16 protein-coding genes are annotated in these 20256 nt (G+C 66.7%); 8 read left to right on the top strand and 8 right to left on the bottom strand.

Annotation, left to right across the window (positions count from 1 at the left end; all coding sequences use genetic code 11):
• The first annotated feature begins 5 nt into the window (after positions 1-5).
• The 8 genes from LO55_RS02245 to LO55_RS02210 all read left to right on the top strand — a co-directional run bounded on the left by LO55_RS02245 (position 6) and on the right by LO55_RS02210 (position 10262).
• A complete protein-coding gene (locus LO55_RS02245; RefSeq protein ID WP_071360283.1) occupies positions 6-1094 on the top strand; it encodes an amidohydrolase family protein in 1089 nt (362 codons plus the stop codon).
• A gap of 220 nt (positions 1095-1314) precedes the next feature.
• Positions 1315-2094, top strand: a complete 780-nt coding sequence (locus tag LO55_RS02240) for a DeoR/GlpR family DNA-binding transcription regulator (RefSeq protein ID WP_040776964.1) — start codon at positions 1315-1317, stop codon at positions 2092-2094.
• A gap of 54 nt (positions 2095-2148) precedes the next feature.
• Positions 2149-4236 (top strand): glycoside hydrolase family 36 protein, encoded by a 2088-nt coding sequence (locus tag LO55_RS02235; protein WP_071360282.1) that lies wholly within the window; start codon positions 2149-2151, stop codon positions 4234-4236.
• Positions 4237-4331: 95 nt separating this feature from the next.
• Positions 4332-5702, top strand: coding sequence for a hypothetical protein (locus LO55_RS02230; protein ID WP_071360281.1), 1371 nt, complete (start codon positions 4332-4334; stop codon positions 5700-5702).
• 115 nt (positions 5703-5817) lie between these two features.
• A complete protein-coding gene (locus tag LO55_RS02225; protein WP_071360280.1) occupies positions 5818-6150 on the top strand; it encodes a hypothetical protein in 333 nt (110 codons plus the stop codon).
• Between the two features lie 101 nt (positions 6151-6251).
• Positions 6252-7634: a hypothetical protein gene (locus tag LO55_RS25635; RefSeq protein WP_143054436.1), complete on the top strand. Its 1383-nt coding sequence runs from the start codon at positions 6252-6254 to the stop codon at positions 7632-7634.
• Positions 7635-7661: 27 nt separating this feature from the next.
• Positions 7662-9014, top strand: a complete 1353-nt coding sequence (locus LO55_RS02215; protein ID WP_071360279.1) for an SGNH/GDSL hydrolase family protein — start codon at positions 7662-7664, stop codon at positions 9012-9014.
• 39 nt (positions 9015-9053) lie between these two features.
• A complete protein-coding gene (locus tag LO55_RS02210) occupies positions 9054-10262 on the top strand; it encodes a trypsin-like serine peptidase (protein WP_071360278.1) in 1209 nt (402 codons plus the stop codon).
• A 377-nt stretch (positions 10263-10639) separates the two neighbouring features.
• On the opposite strand, the gene LO55_RS02205 is transcribed toward LO55_RS02210, so the two are convergent.
• The 8 genes from LO55_RS02205 to uraH all read right to left on the bottom strand — a co-directional run bounded on the left by LO55_RS02205 (position 10640) and on the right by uraH (position 20175).
• The gene (locus LO55_RS02205; RefSeq protein ID WP_005668306.1) at positions 10640-11872 is read right to left on the bottom strand and encodes a type II secretion system F family protein; all 1233 of its coding nucleotides are present in this window, start codon (positions 11870-11872) and stop codon (positions 10640-10642) included.
• Positions 11873-11894: 22 nt separating this feature from the next.
• Complete coding sequence (pilB, locus tag LO55_RS02200) at positions 11895-13622, bottom strand: type IV-A pilus assembly ATPase PilB (protein ID WP_005668307.1); 1728 nt, start codon at positions 13620-13622, stop codon at positions 11895-11897.
• Between the two features lie 202 nt (positions 13623-13824).
• Positions 13825-15393: a methyl-accepting chemotaxis protein gene (locus LO55_RS27265; RefSeq protein ID WP_071360277.1), complete on the bottom strand. Its 1569-nt coding sequence runs from the start codon at positions 15391-15393 to the stop codon at positions 13825-13827.
• Positions 15394-15451: 58 nt separating this feature from the next.
• The gene (locus tag LO55_RS02190) at positions 15452-15856 is read right to left on the bottom strand and encodes a hypothetical protein (RefSeq protein ID WP_071360276.1); all 405 of its coding nucleotides are present in this window, start codon (positions 15854-15856) and stop codon (positions 15452-15454) included.
• 10 nt (positions 15857-15866) lie between these two features.
• Positions 15867-17108 (bottom strand): hypothetical protein, encoded by a 1242-nt coding sequence (locus LO55_RS02185; RefSeq protein WP_071360275.1) that lies wholly within the window; start codon positions 17106-17108, stop codon positions 15867-15869.
• 189 nt (positions 17109-17297) lie between these two features.
• A complete protein-coding gene (locus tag LO55_RS02180; RefSeq protein ID WP_071360274.1) occupies positions 17298-17855 on the bottom strand; it encodes a ClpP family protease in 558 nt (185 codons plus the stop codon).
• A gap of 54 nt (positions 17856-17909) precedes the next feature.
• Positions 17910-19748, bottom strand: a complete 1839-nt coding sequence (locus LO55_RS02175) for a DUF4153 domain-containing protein (protein WP_071360273.1) — start codon at positions 19746-19748, stop codon at positions 17910-17912.
• A gap of 73 nt (positions 19749-19821) precedes the next feature.
• Positions 19822-20175, bottom strand: a complete 354-nt coding sequence (gene uraH, locus LO55_RS02170; protein WP_071360272.1) for a hydroxyisourate hydrolase — start codon at positions 20173-20175, stop codon at positions 19822-19824.
• Positions 20176-20256 lie beyond the last annotated feature (81 nt).

Genomic DNA, 20256 nt, shown 5'->3' with positions numbered 1-20256 from the left:
ACGACATGCGCAGCCGCCTTCTTTGCACCATCCTCCTTGCCGCGCTGGCATCGCCAATCGGCGCGCTGGCCAGCGACAGCTACACCATGGACGACTACGACAGCGTGCCCAAGATCGACGCCCACCTGCACCTGCACGGCCTGGAGCAGGGCCCGTTCCTGGAGCTGGCGCGCAAGGCCAATTTCCGCGCGCTGACGATCAACGTCGACTATCCGGTGTTCCCGGCGCTGGAGCAGCAGCAGCGCGTGGCCAGCAAGCTGCATCACGAGCATCCGGCCACCGTTGGCTGGATCGCCAGCTTCAGCGCCGACAACCTGCTGCAGCCGGCCTGGATCCCGGCGACCCTGCACCGGCTGGATGCGGCGCTGCAGGATGGCGCGGTGGGCGTCAAGGTATGGAAGAACATCGGCATGTCGGAGCGCGATGCCCAGGGCAAGCTGGTGATGGTCGACGACGCCCGCATCAAGCCGCTGTTCGACGCGTTCGAAGCGCGCGACGTGCTGCTGGTCGGGCACCAGGGCGAGCCGCACAACTGCTGGCTGCCGCTCGAGAAGATGACGACCAAGAACGACCGCGAATACTTCAAGAACCATCCGCAGTACCACATGTACCGGCAGCCGAAGATGCCGAGCTACGCAGACCAGATGGGCGCGCGCGACCGCCTGCTGGCCAGCCATCCGCGCCTGCGCTTCGTCGGCGTGCACATGGCCTCGCTGGAGTGGAACGTGGACGAGCTGGCGCGCTTCCTGGACCGCAATCCGACGGCCAATGTGGACATCGCGGCGCGCATCGGCCAGATCCAGCACCAGTCGCAGCGCGACCGCGAGCGGGTGCGCCGGTTCTTCATCGATTACCAGGATCGCCTGATGTATGGCTCCGACCTGGCCCAGTCGACGGCGCAGAGCCAGGCCGACTTCGTGGCCGACCTGGACGGCGTGTGGCGGCGCGACTGGCGCTACTTCAATACCGACGACGAACTCACCACGCCGGACCTGGACGGCGTGGTGCGCGGCCTGGCGCTGCCGAAGGCGGTGGCCGACAAGCTGTTCCGCCTGAACGCCGAGCGCGTGTTCCAGGGCGCCTGGAAGGCGTGATCATGCTGGCTTCATACGTAAGCGAGAAGGGGAGCAAAAAATAGTCTGAACTTTCGTTTCTTGCATTTTCATCCTGTATCATCAAACCGTTAATGACACGGATACACGCCTATACACGGAGCCGCGACGGCGAACCGGCGCGGATGGACAAGGAATGAAGCGAGAAAAAAATTTAGAAACGAAAGTTTCGAACGGTAACGGTGGCAAGCCTGCGGAATCGGTGCCCGACCAGGATCTGCTGGTGGCGGAGCGGCGCCGCAAGATCCGCGAGATGGTGGCCGAGCGTGGGCGGGTGACGGTGGCCGAGCTGTCCGAGATGTTCGGCATTTCGCTGGTGACGGTGCGCGCCGACCTGAACGTGCTGGCCGAGATCGGCGCGGTGGTGCGCACCCGCGGCGGGGCCCTGGCCCAGCGCGCCGACGAGGATTTGCCGATCGGCGTCAAGCAGTCGCTGCACCGCGCGGAAAAGGTCCGCATCGCGGAAGAAGCGGTCAAGCTGATCGGGGAAGGGCAGACCATCGTGCTCGACTCGGGCACGACGACCGCCGAAATCGCCAAGCAGATCCGCGGCCTGAAGCTGCAGTCGGTGAACGTGATCACCAATGCGCTCAACATCGCCGTGCTGCTGGCCGGCGCGCCGCACGTGACCCTGATCATGCTCGGCGGCGTGCTGCGTCCCAGCTCGTATTCGCTGGGCGGCCCGCAGGCCGAGCAGGGGCTGGAAGGCCTGCATGCCGACATCCTGTTCCTGGGCTTCGACGGCCTGGATCCGGAGATCGGCGTGATGACGCCGCACCTGCTCGAAGCGCGCCTGAATGCGCGCATGCTGGGCATCGCGCGCCGCGTGGTGGCGGTGGGCGACTCGTCGAAGATCGGACGGCGCAGCCTGTCCATGATCGCGACGATCGAACAGATCGACCAGATCATCACCGATGCCGGCGTGCCGGCGGAGATGGTCGAAGCGCTGCGCTCGCGCGGCGCGCAAGTGGTGCTGGTGTAGGGCGGCGCGGCCGGCCGGCGCCGGCTGTGTAGTCCTACCAAGCAAGGAGACAAGATGACCGAAGTGCATAGCGAACGGCGCCGCACCCTGTTGCAGTGGCTGGCCGGATCGGCCGTGGCAAGCGGCATGGGCGCCGGCGTGGCCGTGGCCGCGCCCGAGGCTAAAAACGTGGCGCGCATCGGCGACGCCGCCCTGGGACTCGAATTCGACGGCCAGATGCGCACCCGCCTGCTGGCGCGCCAGGGCGGCGCGACGGTCGCGGTCACGGGCTTTCACGCCAGCGAACGGCTGCGCGTGACGGGCGGGCGCTGGATCGACGGCTTCGCCCTCGGCGAGCAGGCGGTCGACCGCGTCGACGGCCCGCACGGCGCGGGCGTGCGCCATCGCCTGAAAGGCGTGTCGAAGGACGGTGTCGAAAAGACCGTGACGGTCACCTTCTACGAACGCCATCCGGGCCTGGCCCTGCTGCGCGTGAGCTATCGCAACAATGGCCAGACCGCGCTGCCGGTCGAGGCCTGGTCGAACAGCGGCTACACGCTGCTGCCGGCCAGGCGCGCACCTGGCCGCGGCTTCTGGACCTTCTCCGGTTCGTCGCACGCCGACCGGCGCGACTGGGTGCAGCCGCTCAAGGACGGCTTCGAGCAGCGCAACTTCATGGGCATGAATTCGTCCGATTATGGCGGCGGCACGCCGGTGGCCGACGTCTGGCAGCCCGAGCACGGCATCGCCGTGGGCCATCTCGACACCGTGCCGCGCCTGGTGGCGCTGCCGGTGCGGCAGGTGAAGGCCGGCGCCGCGCTGGCGATCGAGTTCGATCAAGCCGTCGTGCTGCAGCCGGGCCAGGAGCTGGCGACCCTGGACACGTTTGTTACGGTGCACACCGGCGACTACTTCGCCGCCCTGGACCGCTACCGCCTGCTGATGGCCGAGCGCGGCCTGGCGGCGCCGCAGGCGGGCGAGGAATCGTACGAGCCGATCTGGTGCGCCTGGGGCTATGAGCGCGATTTCACGATCCCGCTGATGACCGGCACCCTGGCCAAGGCCAAGGAACTGGGCCTGGAATGGGCGGTGCTGGACGATGGCTGGCAAACCAATGAAGGCGATTGGAAGATCGACCGCAAGAAGTTCGCGCGCGGCGACGAGGACATGAAGAAGCTGGTGGACGACATCCATGGCGCCGGCCTGAAGGCGCGCCTGTGGCTGGCGCCGCTGGCGGCCGATCCGGGCACCGACCTGCTGCACCAGCACACCGACCAGCTGCTGCTGGACGAGAACGGCGCGCCGCAATTCGTCACCTGGTGGAACGCCCTGACCCTGTGCCCGGCCTATGAGCCGGTGATCGAGCAGACCCGCGCGCTGGTGCGCAAGATCATCGGCGAGTGGGGCTACGAGGGCTTGAAGCTCGACGGCCAGCACCTGAACGGCGTGGCGCCATGCCACAACCCGGCGCACAAGCATGCGCGTCCCGAAGAATCCTTCGAAAAACTGCAGGACTTCTGGAAGATGGTGTACGACACCGCGCGCGAAATCAACCCCCAGGCGGTGGTCGAGTTTTGCCCCTGCGGCACCTCGTATGCCTTCCATACGCTGCCCTATACCAACCAGGCGCCGTCGTCCGACCCGCTGTCCTCGTGGCAGGTGCGGCACAAGGGCAAGACCCTGAAAGCCCTGATGGGGCCGAGCGCGGCCTACGCCGGCGACCACGTCGAGCTCAGCGATGGCGGCGACGATTTCGCATCGACCGTGGGCATCGGCGCGGTGGTCTCGACCAAGTTCACCTGGCCCGAAGACCCGAAGCCGAAGGACAGCTACTTGCTGACGGCGGTCAAGGAAGCGAAGTGGCGCAAGTGGATCGGCATCTACAAGGACAAGATGCTGCCCAAGGGCCAGTACCGCGGGGAACTGTACGACATCGGCTTCGACAAGCCGGAAACCCATGCGGTCGAAAAGGATGGCCGGCTGTACTATGCCTTCTATGCGAAGGCGTGGTCGGGCCAGGTCGAATTGCGCGGGCTCGGAAACGGTCGCTACCGCGTGCGCGATTACGTCGAAGACCGCGAGCTGGGCGAAGTGAGCGCGGCCAGCAACAAGCTCACGATTGGATTTGAACGGGCGCTCTTGCTCGAGGCAATCCCGGTATAAGGCGTGGAAAGGCATCGCAACACGATTGCGGTGCCTCATGGATGGCGCGCGACGTGGCGATAGGCTGAAGCCGAGCCTACCCCCGCCATGCCGCCATGCCGAGCCCGACCTTCACCTTCCTGAACCACGCCGGTTTCCTGCTGCGCACCGACCATGCGCTGCTGCTGGCTGACCCCTGGCTGGACGGCACGGTGCTGAACGATGCATGGAGCCTGCTCGACCGTTCCACCCATACCGCCAGGCTGATCGCCGAGCTGAACGCGAGCGGCTTGCCGGTGTTTATCTGGTGTTCGCGCGCCCAGCCCGACCGCCTGTCGACGCCTTTCCTGCGCCGCTTTCGCGCCGAGTTCCGCGGCATCGCCACCTTCCTGTATCGCCAGGGCCGCGACTGGCGTCTGCAGGGCGAGTTGCGGCGCAACCGTTTCGCCATGGCCGAGTGTCCCGATGGGCAGCCGCGCACCCTGGCGCGCGACCTGCGCCTGACGGCGTTCGCGAACGGCGAGGGCGACTCCTGGTGCCTGGTCCGGTGCGGACGGCGTACGCTGCTGCACCTGGGCGAGCGCGCGCTCGCCACCCGCGCCGCCTGCAGCGCCGCCGCCGCGCGGATGCGCAAGGCCAATATCCGCGTGGATGTATTGCTGACGGGCTTCGCCGACATGGCCTGGTGCGGCAATCCCGACGACTTCGCCCAGCGCGAAGCGGCGGCCGAGCGGGGCATCGAGCGCCTGGCCCTGCAGGCCGAGACCTTCAAGCCGCGGTTGATCGTGCCGGTCGCGTCCTTCGCCCGCTACAGCCGGGTCGACAATGCCTGGCTCAACCATGGCCGCCGCACCCCGGTGGGCGTGCTGGAGGCGCCGCGGCTGGAAGCGCAGCGCGGCCTCATCCGCTTTTTGCAGCCGGGCGCGCGCTTCGACCTCGAATTCGACAGTCCGGCCAGCCTGGCGGCCCAGCACGAGCAGGCGCTGGCGCACTGGATGCGCTGCTGGCGCGACCGGCCCGAGCCGCTGCCGCGTCCGGCCCAGGCGACGGTGGCGGAGTTGAAAGAAGCTTTTCTGAGGTATCGCGAGCGGGCGGTGGAGCGACTGCATGGCTTGCCGCGGCTGCTGGAGCGCTTGCGCCTGTTGCGCCCGCTGGTGCTCGCGTTGCCCGATCTGCGCCAGACGCTCGAGTTGTCTTATCTTCGCGGCCTGCGCCTGCTGGCGCGCGATGCGCAGGCCGACGTGGCGATGTGTTCGGGGACGGCGCTGTATCTGCTGCGGGCGGAGGATGGGTTCGATACGACGTATGCTGGCGGGTGTTTCTGGGTCATGCGTGGGAGTGGGTTGTCGGCGTTCGGGCGGTTTTTCCTGCCGCAGCGGATGGGGCGGCGCGGGCTGGACCGGCAGCGGCCATGGGCGATGGGCAATGCGCTGCTGAGGGCGACCCTGGAATGGGCGGCGCGGGGAATCAGAACAGCGCTGAGATAGTGCGAACAGGTCGCGGCGGTTCAGGGCTGCGCCGGAAGGGCATCGCTGATTGGATCAAGCGCCCGGATTCGCCTGAGCGCGGCTGGCGCATTCCTAGCGAGCGAGCAGCGATGCGTTGTTGGGTAAAGTAAGGGCATCGACTGCCCGAACTCCCCTGGTCGGCGTCTCGCGCTCGATCTTCGCCCTCGTCAACGACTTGGACCGCGCGTATTCCGGTCGTGGCGACAGCCCCGACCGGATTGGCGTCATCGACACTCTGCGCGCCGTCTACGGCCGTTCCCATGCGGCCAAACCGGTCCGCTTGATCGGGGAGCTGCGCCGGGATGAGGGCATTGCCGAAGCGGATATGCTGCTGCTGACCGCGCCGAATCAGCTCGGCGTGGACTACAACGTTCGCCTGCCGTCGTCGTTGCTCGAGCATGTGGCGCCGGCGCTCGGATGGCGCTGACATGCGCGTCCCTACCGCCCCTTTCAGAGCACAGTCGGAACATATCGTGAGTGATCGCGATCGAACGCCTACGAATCTGGAGCAGATAAGGAGGCGCGACCATGGCATCGCACACCACCCAGGCCGAAGGGCCGAGGCGTTCCTCCCGGTTGCGACCGCCTGCACCTACGCTGCCGCCGGACCCCGGGGCGGATGCCCACGTCGATCCCGGCGCGGCGGCCGACTTCCAGGCAGGGCCTGAATCCTTCACGCTAGAGGGCGTGCGGCCATGGCGTGTGGCGGAGTCGCTGAGCACACTGCGGGTGCAGATCGACGCTGCCTATCCCGGGCGCAGCAAAAAAAGCGATGGAACGATCGGCGACGCACGCCATCAGGACACGGGATCGGATCACAATCCGCACATCGTCGATGGCACGGTCGGCGTCGTCACTGCCTTCGACATCACGCACGACCCCGCCCACGGCTGCGACGCCGGCCAGATCGCCGCGCGGCTGCACGCTGCGCGTGATCCGCGCATCAAGTACATCATCTGGAACCGGCGGATCGCCAATTCACTGCCGATCGGCGGCGCCCCGGCCTGGGCCTGGCGCGCCTATACCGGCCGCAATCCGCATGACAAACACTGTCACGTCTCGGTCAAGGCCGCCAGCAACTTCTACGACGATGCCTCGTCCTGGCCGCTGCCGCCGGCGGGGCCGGGTGCCACCGAAGCGCTGGCGATCGGTGCAGAATCGCAAGAAGAGGCCGCGCTGGCCGATATCGATCTGGCCCTGGCGGCGCTGGCCGGCGCCAACGGCAAACCCTTGCTCCAGGCCCTCATCGAGGCGAGGGATATGATCGATGTGCTGCTGGCGCGCCTTGCGGAAGAAACCAGCCTGCGCCAGCCGCCCGATGGTTCGGAATCGGCCCGGCCCGGCCTGGCGCAGCTGGGGCCGGAATACACCCGCCTGTTCGCAAGCTGCCAGGTCAATCCCGCGCGACGGGGAGAAGTCGCCTGGCACTGCGGCCGCCTGTCGGCCTACCGCGCGCAATATGACAAAGTTTCCGCCGGCAGTGGCGTGCCATGGTGGTTCGTGGGCATCGTCCATGCGCTGGAGGCCAGCTTCAGTTTCACCACACATCTGCACAATGGCGATCCGTTGACGGCCCGCACCGTCCAGGTCCCCAAAGGGCGGCCGCCGCGCTGGAATCCGCCGAACGACTGGATGTCGTCGGCGGTCGACGCCATGCGCTTCCACGGATTCGGCGGCACCGACGACTGGGGCCTGGCGGCCACCCTGTACCGCTTCGAGGCCTACAACGGTTTCGGCTACCGCGGACGCAATCTGCACAGCCCCTATCTGTGGAGTTTTTCGAACCACTACGCAGCCGGAAAGTTCGTCCGCGACGGTCGCTTCGATCCGTCCGCCGTCTCGAAGCAGTGCGGGGCCGCGGTCATGCTCAAGGCCATGGTCGAGACCGGCCATGTCGTCCTTGGGGCATGAGGCCCCATCCATCACAGCGAGGCCATCATGACCGAATCATCCATCAGCGCCAGGGAGCTGGAGAGCATGCTGCTCGACATCGACGTGCCCGATGCGCAGATCAGGCCGTTCCTGATCGACAGCGTCGAAGACTCGACGCCACTGAACCCGGTGGTCAAGGCCAATCCGGCCCGGGTCGCCGACGTGAGTCCGCTGGAGGCGGCGGTCGCGCTGGCATCGCTGAACGGCATCTCGCGCTGGCGCCGGCACCGGCGCTATCTGCGCAAGATCGACGGCTGGAAGGGATTGCGCATCGTGTCGGAAGGGGACAGCTGGTTCCAGTACCCGCTGCTGCTCGACGACGTCATCGATCACCTGTTCGACCGGTATGCGATTCTCAGCCTGGATGCAGCAGGCGACCTGATGGCGGACATCATGCGGCAAAACGAACTGGTGGCCGCCGTGGCGCAGGAGCGGCCGGACGTCGTGCTGTTGAGCGGCGGCGGAAACGATGTCCTCAGCGGCGCGCGGTTGAGCAGCCTGCTGCCGCCTTATGCCGAGGGCCGCAAGGCGCAAGCTTATCTTGGCCCCGAATTCGAGGCCAACCTGAAGAGCGTGGCGCGCGACTACGACACGCTGGTCGGGCGCGTGCTGGCCGTGCGGCCGGGCGTGCGGGTGATCTGTCATACCTACGATTATGTGCTCCCGGCCAATAGCCGCTGGCTGGGCCGCCCCCTGGCCAAGATCGGCATCCGCGACGCGGCGTTGCAATGCGCCATCCTGCGCTGCATCGTCGACCGCTTCCACACGGTCCTGTCCGAGATCGCGGCGCGGCACCAGGATGTGCAGGTGGTCGATTGCCGTGGCATCGTCGGCAACAGGCGATGGCACGACGAGCTGCATCCGACCAGTGCCGGCTACGGTGCGGTGGCGGCGTGTTTCATTCCTGCGATCGAAGGCAAGCCTGGCCTCGCGTCGACCGGGGAAGCGGCCGGCGCGTACGGCGACGTGGAAGCGGCTGTGCCCCCGCCCTCGCTGTTCGAACAGGCGAAGGCGCAGCTCGCCACCTACTCGGAACCGATCCTGCTGCGCGAGATCGGCCGCCGCAAAACGCTGGCCGCGGCGGGTGACCCCACCACCGACGACGACGACCTGCTGGTGTACGGCACCAGTGTCGAAGCGGTGTTCCCCGAGCAGCAGACGGTCGGCGCCAAGCTCGCGGACGAGACAGTGCGCATCATGCTGGAAGACGAGCGCAACCCCCAGTCCACGCAGGCGCCGGACGCCGCCATGCGCCTGGGCGCGCAGGCCGGGTTGCCGCCCGAGGCCGCGGCCATGCTCGCCGCCGTTGCCGTGGCGCGCCTGGATCGCACGCGGCAAGCGCGCTCCGGTACGACTTGACAGTCAGCGACAGCGCCGCTTTACCTCCAGGAGCGGAACATGGATCATCCATCCGTATCGAATGAAGAGCTGAATATCCACTTCCTGTCCCGTCTCGTCTTGCCACTGGCACCGGGCCTGGCGGAGCGCGGCGGCATCGACCAGCCGCCTGGCATGCTGATCCAGGAGCGGGTGGACACCGCCGAAGCGACATTGCTGCGGCGGGCCGAGACGATCCCCGAGGTGGATAGCGAGGCAGTCAGGGGCTTGGTCAGGCTGGGAAAAACCGGTTTGCACAAGCTGGCAGGCGAGGGTGCGGGCGCCTCGCTGACCACGGACGAGCGGCTCGGCCTGGAGGCGGTCGGGGCCGTGGACGGCAGTCGCCCGGTCCTGTTCGTGCAAGACGGCACCATCGATCTCGACGCGCTCGACCCAGATAACGTGCTGGAAAGGCCCTGGCGCGACCGGGCCGAGGCACGCCTGGCGGGCATCGAACGCATCGCCGGATCGGTCGGCAGCATTTGCCTGCCCGCCTTCGGCAACAGACAGATCGGTACCGGCTTTGCCATAGCCCCCGGCCTGATCCTGACCAATCGACATGTCCTTCAAGTGATCGCGACGCATCAGGATCAGGCCTGGGCCTGGCGCTACGCTGTGCAGATCGATTTCGGGGGCGAGTACGAACGGACCGCCACGCTGGCCTTCGACCTGGATTCGGTGGTGCTGGCCGGCCCCGACCCGATCGAGGGCAGGAGCAATTTTGCGCATCTCGACCTGGCCGTGATCCGGGTGCGGGGCGACCTGTCGCGATTTCCCGCGCCGCTGCGCCTCGGAACCGACGCCGATGCGATGGACGCGGGCCAGGCCGTGCGGCATCCCATCTATGTCGTCGGCTTTCCCGCCAAGCCAGAGATCATCCTGCCCGGCGACGGCGCCGGATTAGCGCCTCCGCAACCGGGAAGCGAGTACGAGGTGCCGCTCAAGCTGCTGTTCGATAATGTATTCGGCGTCAAGCGTTGGATGCCGGGGCTGGTCGATGCCGGCACCGGCCAACTGGCCGGCGACACGCGCAACTGGATCATGGGCCACGATGCCAGCACCCTACGCGGCAGTTCCGGCTCATGCGTCGTCGATTTCGAGGGAGAAAACGCGCTGGTGGTTGGATTGCACTTCGGTGGCCAGGCGCGCGAAGAAAACTGGGCCCACGTCCTGGCCGCACTCCAGCCGGAGCTCGCGGGCCTCGGTATCGACTGGCGCGCCCAGTACTAGACGGCAAAACCCGGGCCGCGGCATGGCGCCCGCGGCCCATCTGTAGATTCTCACGACGTCCTGCAGTCGTGTCCCACTGCTCTACAACTACTTCGCGAGGATCTTGCAGAACTTTTCTTATAAAACTTCGCAGTTTTTTAAGTTTGACGTTCCCCGCCGACGCGAAGTCGCTATGCTTAGCGGCAAACAAAGCGCAAAGCGCTTCCTTTGGGAGCGCCGCTCGCCAAATGGAGCATGGAATCAGTTTTACTGGATGACGAAGCGTCTGCCAACGAAGAGTCGGCGATGTCGGATACATCCAGCAAAAGTACGTGGTTCCCTCATGTCGCGGCAATATCGTCCATTCGTAAAAACTTACAATCGCTGGTCTACCCGCTTCAGACCACCGACCCCAGCTTGAAGATCGGCAAATACATCGCAATCACCAACCCGCCGATCAACACCCCAAGAATCACCATGATCAGCGGCTCCATCAGCGACGACAACGCCGCCACCGCCTCGTCGACCTCATCCTCGAAGAAATCCGCCACCTTGCCCAGCATCGCATCGAGCGAACCCGACTCTTCGCCGATCTGCACCATCTGGATCACGAGGTTCGGGAACACGTCCGCATTCTGCATCGAGGCGGTCAGGCTGGTGCCGGTGCTGACCTCGTTCTGGATCTTGCGCGTGGCTTCCAGGTAGACCGCATTGCCCGACGCCCCGCCGACCGAGTCGAGCGCTTCGACCAGCGGCACGCCGGCCGCGAACATGGTCGAGAGCGTACGGGTCCAGCGCGCGATGGTGGCCTTGCGGATCACGCTGCCGAAGATCGGCAGGCGCAGCAGCAGGCGGTCCATTACCTGCTGCATCCTGAGCGAGCGGCGCCAGGCCTGGAAGAACAGGTACAGCCCGGCGAACAGCGAGCCGAAGATCACGTACCACCATTCCACGACGAAGTCCGAGATCGCCATCACCACCACGGTCGGGGTCGGCAAGTCGGCGCCGAAGCTCGAGAACACCTGCTTGAAGGCCGGCACCACCCAGATCATGATCACGGCGGTGACGACCAGGGCCACCGCCAGGATCGCGATCGGATAGGTCAGGGCCGACTTGATCTTGCCCTTGAGCGCCAGGGTCTTTTCCTTGTAGATCGCCAGGCGCGTGAGCAGGTCTTCCAGGATGCCGGCCTGTTCGCCGGCGCCGACCAGGTTGCAGAACAGCGGATCGAAGTACAGCGGGAACTTGCGGAAGGCGCGGTTCAGGCTGGTGCCGGTCTCGACGTCGTTGCGCAGGTCCTGGATCAGCTTGGCCATCGACGGGTTGCTGTGGCCCTTGCCGACGATGTCGAACGATTGCAGCAGCGGCACGCCGGCCTTCATCATGGTCGCGAGCTGGCGCGTGAACATGGTCAGGTCCTTGTCCGTGATCTTGCGGCCGCTGCGGTAGACCTTCTTCTTGACCTTGGTGACCATGATGCCCTGGCGGCGCAGGGTCACGTTGACGATCGCCTCGCCGCCGGCGCGCACTTCGCCGCGCACCACGCGGCCGGTCTTGTCCTTGCCCTCCCAGGCGTACACGTTTTCCTTGACCTGCGCGCCACGGCTCTTGGGTTGGGGGGATGTTGCCATTGTTCGTATTCCTGTCCGGGTCTTATTCGTTGGTGCAGCCAAGCACTTCTTCAAGGCTGGTCAGCCCCTGTTTCACTTTCAGCAAACCCGAGCGGCGCAACGAGTTGACGCCTTCCTTCTCGGCCTGGGCCGCGATTTCCATGGAATTGCCGTTGGCCAGGATCAGCGCCTCGATACTGGGGGAGATCGGCATGATCTGGTAGATGCCGACCCGGCCCTTGTAGCCCGAGCCCAGGCAGCGGTCGCAGCCGACCGGGCCGTAGGGCCGCCAGTCGCCGTCCAGGTCGCTGTCGCGGTAGCCGGCGGCCAGCAGGGCTTCGCGGCTGATCTCGAGCGGCTGCTTGCAGCCGCACAGGCGCCGCGCCAGGCGCTGGGCCGTGATCAGGATCACCGACGAGGCGATGTTGAACGGCGCCACGCCCATGTTCATCAGGCGCGTCAGGGTCGACGGCGCATCGTTGGTGTGCAGCGTCGAGAACACCATGTGGCCGGTCTGGGCGGCCTTGACTGCGATGTCGGCGGTTTCCAGGTCGCGGATCTCGCCGACCATGATGATGTCGGGATCCTGGCGCAGGAAGGACTTCAGCGCCACCGGGAAGGTCAGGCCGGCCTTTTCGTTGACGTTGACCTGGTTCACGCCCGGCAGGTTGATCTCGGCCGGGTCTTCGGCGGTCGAAATGTTAATGCCTGGCTTGTTCAGCAGATTCAGGCAGCTGTACAGCGACACGGTCTTGCCGGAGCCGGTCGGGCCCGTCACCAGCACCATGCCGTAGGGGCGGGTGATCGCTTCCAGCAGCAGCGCCTTCTGGTCCGGATCGTAGCCGAGCGCGTCGATGCCCATCTGCGCCTGGGTCGCGTCCAGGATACGCATCACGGTCTTTTCGCCGAACAGCGTGGGCAGGGTGCTGACACGGAAATCGATGGTGCGGGTGGCCGACATGATCAGCCGCATGCGGCCGTCCTGCGGCACGCGTTTTTCGGCGATGTCCAGCCGCGCCAGCACCTTGATGCGCGACACCAGTTTTTCGCGGATCGACAGCGGCGGCGAGGCGTGGTCGCGCAGCACCCCGTCGACCCGCAGGCGGATCCGGTAATACTTTTCGTAGGGCTCGAAATGGATGTCCGACGCGCCCATCTGTACCGCGTCCATCAGGATCTTGTTCAGGAAGCGCACGATCGGCGCGTCCTCGACGTCGCTGGCGGCCTCCGGGTTCGTGGCCGCCTGCTGGTCTTCCTCGGCGAATTCGATCTCGGCGTCGTCGCCGGCCAGCTCGCTCAAATCCTGTTCGGCGCCCTTGGCGATCGCAGCCAGCAGATTGAGCAGCGCGTCGTGCGGCACGATCACCGGCTCGACCGTCGCCTCGCTCTGGAACTTGATCTGGTCCAGGGCCTGGTTATTGGTCGGGTCGGACAGCGCGACCGACAGCTTGTTGCCGCGCTTGGCCAGCGCGATCACGCGCTGGGCCTGCATCAGCCTGGCGTCGATGGCGCTGGTGGGCAGGAACTCCGGCGCGAAGGCCGACAGGTCGAACAGCGGATAGCCGAAGGTCTCGGCGCAGAAGGCGGCCAGCGCGCGCGGCTCGATCGCGCCGCTGGCGAGCACGGCGTCGATGAAGGCGGTCTTTTCCTGGATGGCCTTCTTGTGCAGCATGTCCGCCTGCGCGGCGCTCAGGCGATTGGCCTGCACCAGCGCGCGCGCCAGGCCCGACAGCGCGGTGCCGGTGGTCGTGTTGGGGAGGACTGCTGCCATATGCGCCGTGTGTGGGAACCTCAAGGGAAGCGACAAGGGCGCCGGGCAAGCCGGCGGATCAAAGGATCATGCCTACAGGCACTAAATTTGTAAAGGATTTGGTGTGCATGAGATGCGTCCGTACCACGTGGACGAATTGGCATTCCGGGCAGGATCGCCCGGAATGGATGGGCTGGTATTGCGCTGCTTCGCGTGTGGCGCGTTAAGCTTGATGAAACAGTCTTGGCAAAGCTTTCACGGTCGTGGTCGGTTCGGAAACCTGCAGCCTGAACACCGCCAGCGCCTCGGTCAGCTGCCCGGTCTGGTCGGTCATCGACTCCGCCGCCGCCGATGCCTCTTCGACCAGGGCCGCGTTCTGCTGCGTCATCTCGTCGATGCTGCCGATCGCGCGGCCGATGTCTTCGATGCCCGCGTGCTGGCGCGCGCCGGCGTCGCGGATCTCGATCATGATGGTCTGCACCTTGCGCACCGCGTCCACGAGCTGTTTCATCGTCGCTCCCGCTTCGTCGACCAGCGCGCTGCCGGCGTTCACCTTGGACACCGAATCGCCGATCAGTTGCTTGATTTCCTTGGCCGCCGCCGCCGAGCGGTGGGCCAGGGTGCGCACCTCGCTGGCCACGACCGCGAAGCCGCGGCCCTGTTCGCCGGCGCGCGCCGCTTCCACCGCCGCATTCAGCGCCAGGATATTGGTCTGGAAGGCGATGCCGTCGATGGTGGCGATGATCTCGACGATCTTTCTGGACGAGGCGTCGATGTCGCCCATCGTGGTCACCACGCCGCCCACCACGGCGCCGCCGCGGGTGGCGATGTCGGTGGCCGAGGCCACCAGGGCGTTGGCCTGGCTGGCGTTGGCGGCGTTCTGGCGCACGGCGCCGGTCAGCTCTTCCATCGCGCGCGTGGTGCGGTCCAGGCTCGCCGCCTGCGATTCGGTGCGGCGCGCCAGGTCGGCGTTGCCGCTCGCGATCTCAGTGCTGGCGTTGGCGATGGTGTCGGCCGAGCCCTTGATGCCGGCCACCAGCGTCGCCAGGCGTTCGCGCATGTCCTTCAGCGCCACCAGCAGGCTGTCGTTGTCGCCCGCCTCGATCCGGATATCCATCGACAGGTCGCCGGCGGCCACCGCCTGCGCGATCGTGCGCGCATAGGCCGGCTCGCCGCCCAGCTGGCGCCAGATGGTGCGCACCACGAACCACGAGGTGATCGCCAGCGCGGCGAGCACGGCCAGGGCGCTGGCGACCATCGCCACCAGCGTATTGCGCACGCTGTCCTGGCTGGCGGCGATGCCGGCCGCGAACTGGCGCTGGGCGCTGTCGACGGTCTTGGCCAGGTCGGCGTTCAGGGAGGCCAGCGCCGCCTGCATCTTGCCGACCGTCGCCTGCGGGTCGCCCTGTTCCATCTCGAGCATGATGCGCGCCGACGACAGCGCGGGGGCGTAATAGGCGTCGAATTCGTTCTTGAGGCGCGCGCCGGTCGCCGCATGGCCCGGGATCTGTCCAAGCTTGTCGAGATCGGCGCGCACCTTGTCCGCCTGCGCGCCGACCTGCTCGATGCGCGCCTTGTCGCCCTCGGTCACGGCGTCGGTCAGGCCCTCGGTGACGGCGGCGATGTCGAGCGTCACCGCCTTGACGGCGTCCATCAGCGGGTAGTCGACGGTTTCGGTGGTGGTGATCGACGCCAGTGCGCCGTTCGCGATCGTCACGCTGGCGCCGGCCCCGAGGCCGAAGATGATGGCGGAAATGACGGGCAGTGCCCAGATCCTGCGCTTGATGCTCATGATGTCTCCAGATAGACGAGGCGGCCGGTACAGTGCCGGCCGCCTGGGAAAAGCCGGCTTACTGCGCGGTGTAGACGGCCTTGACCGTCGCGTCGACCGCGCTCTTCTCGATATAGCCGATCGCTTTCGGGTTGGCCGCCACGGCCGCCTTCACGGCCGCACTGTCGGCGACTTCCTTCGGCATCGTGGCCTTGCCGGTGAACACCAGCTTGGACCACAGCGCCTTGGCCTGGGCCGCGTCCTTGTCCGCGACCTTCTTGTAGAAGTCGGCGCGGATCGGCGCACCGTCCGGCTGGTCGATCGGCGTCATGGACGTCGATTTACCGAGGAAGAACTGGGCAACCTGTTCCTTGGTCATGCTGCTCTCGGCCGCCTTGGGATTGACGACCACGACCACCTGGGCCATTGCCGGCAGGGCGGCGAAGCTCGATGCCGCGCACGCGGCCAGAATCAATTTCTTCATGTTCGCTCCTTCAGAACACGAAATCGAGGGCCACGGCGCCCACGGTCACCGGACCGGAGAAGCCGGGCTGGGCGTTGATGAACAGGCCGTTGCCGCTTGGCTTGATGCGGTCGATCTGGACCTTGAGCGCCACCGAGCTGGCGAAATCCCAGCGCACGCCGATGGTGTCGGTGGTCTGCTCGCCCTGGCCCACGCCCGACACCGGGATGCGGCGCACGGCGCCGTCCAGCTGCATCAGGGTCGGGGTGCAGGCCGCGGGATAGCCCGCCGGGCAGGCCGCAGGCACGGTGCTGTTGATGGAGCCGTCGATTTTCAGCTCAGACCGCGTGTAGTACGGCAAGAACTTGCCGATGCGGTAGCCGCCCATCACGTACCAGGAGGTGGTGTCGTTGATGTAGGTCTCGGTCTTGCGCTTGGCGAACTCGGTCTGCAGCACGAAGTTGTTCCAGTCGGCGGTCAGGCCGATGGAATTGAAGGTGCCCTTGGCATCCTTGGCTTCGATCTGGCCGGCCAGGTCGGTCAGCTGTGGCAGGCGATAGCCGGCGCCGGCGGCGCGCAGCGAGCCGACCAGGGTGTTGAGCGAGGCCAGGTCGTCCACCGTGATCTTGGTGCGGGCGTGGCCGACGCGCAGCGTGAACGGGCCATTCTCGGCGACCACGTTCAGCGCCAGGATGTCCTTGCCGCGCACGTGGAAATTGCTCACCGGCGACTTGATCGTGCCAACCGCCAGCTGCGAGGTGATGCTGGTGTTGCCGTAGTCATGGCGCCAGGTGATGTCGGCGCCGTCGACGCTGTTGAACGGCACCTGCGAATACACTTCCGACGGCGGACGCAGCATGGTGTTGGCGTAGCCGACGTTGCGGTAGTCCGAAATCATGAAGACCGGCAGGCCGACGCGGCCGACGCGCACGCTCAGCTCGTCCGAGACGCGGAACTTGGCGAACGCCCAGCTCAGTTCGGCGCCGTAGTGTTCTTCGGCATCCTGGCGCACCAGGCCCTGGGCGGTCAGCGACAGCCAGTTGTTGACGGTGTAATCGGCTTGCAGGCCGAGGTTGGAATCCACGCCGGTGCGGAAGTTGTCGGCGGCGCCGCTGGCCTGGTTCGGGCGACCGAACTGGGCGCGGTCGTCGTCCGACCAGGTGAGGGCGGCGGTGCCGAAGCCGCTGATCTTGACGGCGTTATCTTGCGCCTGGGCCATTGCAGGGACGACCAAGGGGAGCGCCAGCAGGCTGGCGAGAATCTTTTTGTTCATTGCGGGGTGGTACCGGATGTGTGACGTGAGCTGCTAGGGACGATGCGCACGCAAGGGCAGCAGGCATGGGCGCTGGAAATTATTCTATCCAGCCGGTAATTTTTACAGCAACAAATTTATGACAATTGGAGATATTTGGAGATGCTTGGCCATGTTATGTGGCTGGATTGACACATTTCGTTGTCAGTTTTAGTTCCACCAATGACAAGTCGGTCCTGCTGTCGGCAATCTGGCCTGCACCGCTTCGTAGACGATGCCGGCGCCAACCGCCTCCTCGGCGGTATAGATGCGGGCCTGGCCGGTCAGGTGCGGCCGGATGTCGGTTTCATGGCCGGCTTCGCGGGTAGCCTCGCGGAAGATGCTGGCGTAGCGTTCGGCATCGAAATCCAGGCACTCGCGCCACTCCGACACGCGCGCATGGTCGGCCGCCACCAGGTTGCCGAAACCCCAGTGCAGCGGGTGGATCAGGAAGCGCGTGCCAGGGCAGGCATAACGCTTCTGGCCGGCCAAGAAGATCACCACGCCGACCGATTCGACGCTGCCGATATTGTGGGTGGTGAGCGGGATCGGCAGGGATTTCAGGAAGAAGTAGAGCGCGAAGCCGGCCGTCATATTGCCGCCCTCGGTCGACATGTGCAGCGCGATCTCGGTCGCGCCTTTTTGCAGCGCCTCCAGGCAGCAGTTGCGCACCGTGCAGGCGGAGTTGTGGTTGATCGGGCCGATGAAATGAACGATGTGCAATGCCATATGCGCGCCTCCCCTCCAGCGGTGGTATCCGGCCCCCGAGCATAGCAATATTCGTCAGCGCGGCGCGTCTTCCTGGACAACGCCGGCCCTCTGGCCTTGCCCGAACGTCGCTGCGCAATTGGGTAATGTCGCGGCCGGCTCGATCGCGACGTGGCGGCCGCCGATCTCGAGATCGGCCAACGGTGGCGGCGCCGCGCGCACCTGGCCCGCGCGCAGGGCGTCGAGCATGGGCGCGCAACCGGTCAGCGATGCGGGCAGGCTGCCGGCGATTTCCCAAGCGCCCTGGTCGTCCTGGCGCAGCACGGCATTGCCATGGTCGCGGGCGCCGATCACGACGACCTCCAGCCTGGCGTCGCCGCCAAGATCGATCACATAGGCGTCGCACGGCGTCTGCTGGCGTTGCAGGCATAGCGGCAGATTGTACTGCCCGTCGACTTTCTTCCAATCGTAGTGCGCGAAGCCGGCGGGCAGGGAGGCGCCGGCCGGCCAGACCGTGAGGTTGCGCGCGATCTGCGCCGGCGCGTCGGCGCCGAGTGGACGCGGCTGGCGCAGGCGCGCCAGTTCGGCGCGCAGCCAGTCGGCGTCGGGGCCGGCGGCGTCTTGCTCCAGCCGCGCCAGCGCCGCGCGGCCATGGCGCGCCCCGTGGTGATGGAGGTAGGCGACATCCAGCTGGCGCAGCGTGATCTGGCCCGTCGCCAGGCGCGCCAGCTGGCTGTCGACCGCGATGCGGCCCGGATCGAGGACGGGCGACAGCAGCAGGACCAGCACGGCCAGCACCACGAAGGCGGCGGCGATATTCACGCCGGCCAGGGTACGCAGCCAGCCGCGGCGCAGCGCTGCCGCCGCATAGCCGCCGGCATAACAGGCCGCGACCAGCAGGCTGGCGGCGGCGATGACGCGGTCGGCCGACCAGCCGTGGTCCGCGACCCGCAGCGCGAGGGCATAGGCGGCGAGCAGGGTCAGCGGCACCAGCAGCAGGCAGGCGATGCGCGCCGATGCGGCCAGCACGCGCGCCGGCGGGGTGGCGCCGTCCTGGTAGGCGGCATTGATCAGCACCACGAAGGCAGCCGCCGCGCTGAGCAGCATGCCGCCGGCGCTGCGGGTGGCCCACAGCGGATCGAGACCGGTGAACGGCAGGCTGGCCAGGAAGCCCCCCACCAGCAGGGTGAGCACCGGCAAGATCCACGACAGCAGCACGTGCAGCAGGTTGCGGATGCCGCGCACGATGGCGGGCTTGACGTCGGTCAGGTGCATCGCCACCGAGAACGCGAAGGCGGTGACGGGAATGAAGAACCAGGCCTTGCCGATGGCCCAGCTCAGGAAATTCAGTTTGACCAGGTCGAACAGCGCGGCGCCCAGCTGCAGCACCATCCAGGTCGCGCCCACGAACACGAGGCAGAACAGGATCTGCAGATTGAGCTTCCAGGCGACCTCGAAGTAGCTGGCATAGGCCGCGATGCGGCGCCCCTCGCGGCAGGCAGCCAGCACCAGCGCATGGGCGATGAAGAAGCCGACCGCCAGGCAGAAGGTGAGCATGCCGGACGGCTTGCCGCCCTCCCCATCGGGCCCGCCGAGCCGGCGCCACATATCGTAGGCGGCCAGCAGCGCGATGACGATGGCCGCCGACACCGCCCATGATGCCAGCTGGCGGCGCGTCAGGTGGCCCAGGCCGCTGATCAGGATCACCGGCAGCAGCAGGCCGAGCATGACGAGCGGCCCGAACAGCAGCGGAATGGTGGCCGGCCAGGATTTGTCTTGCGCCGCCGTGTACAGCAGGTAGAGCAGCAGGCCCTGGGCCAGGCCGATGCCGATGCGCGTGGGGCCGAGCCAGGCCGGGACGAGGTCGTCGCCGGGCGAAGGCGCGGAAGAAGCGGCGGGCGCGGGCTGCTGCATGGCGTCAATCCTTGATCGTGGTATTGATGAGTATCTTACTTCCGATCAACGCAGAATGACGCCCACAAGTCTGCTAGCTGCCGCGGTAGGTCGAATACGACCACGGCGTCATCACCAGCGGCACGTGGTAGGCCTGGGCGGGATCGGCGATGCCGAAGGCGAGCGTGATGCGGTCCAGGAAGCGGGGAGACGGAAGGTCGACGCCGCGCGCCGCGTAGTAGTCGCCGGCGTGGAACACCAGTTCGTACTGGCCGGCCTGCAGCGCGGCCGCCTCCAGCAGGGGCGCGCCGCAGCGGCCGTCGTCGTTCGTCACGGCGCTGGCAAGCAGCGTGCGGCCGTCGGCGCCGGTCGCGTACAGCTCGACCCGGATGCCGGCGCCGGGGCAGCCGTGGGCGGTGTCGAGCACATGGGTGGTCAGTTTTCCCATCGTGGTCCTTGTCGGGGAATGTGGGGGGAGCTCATCATAACGCCGATCTGGACAGATACAAGCGTCGACCCATTCATCATG

Source organism: Massilia timonae, assembly GCF_001866515.1.
Taxonomy (GTDB): domain Bacteria; phylum Pseudomonadota; class Gammaproteobacteria; order Burkholderiales; family Burkholderiaceae_D; genus Telluria; species Telluria timonae.
This window is presented reverse-complemented; position numbering and strand designations above follow the sequence as displayed.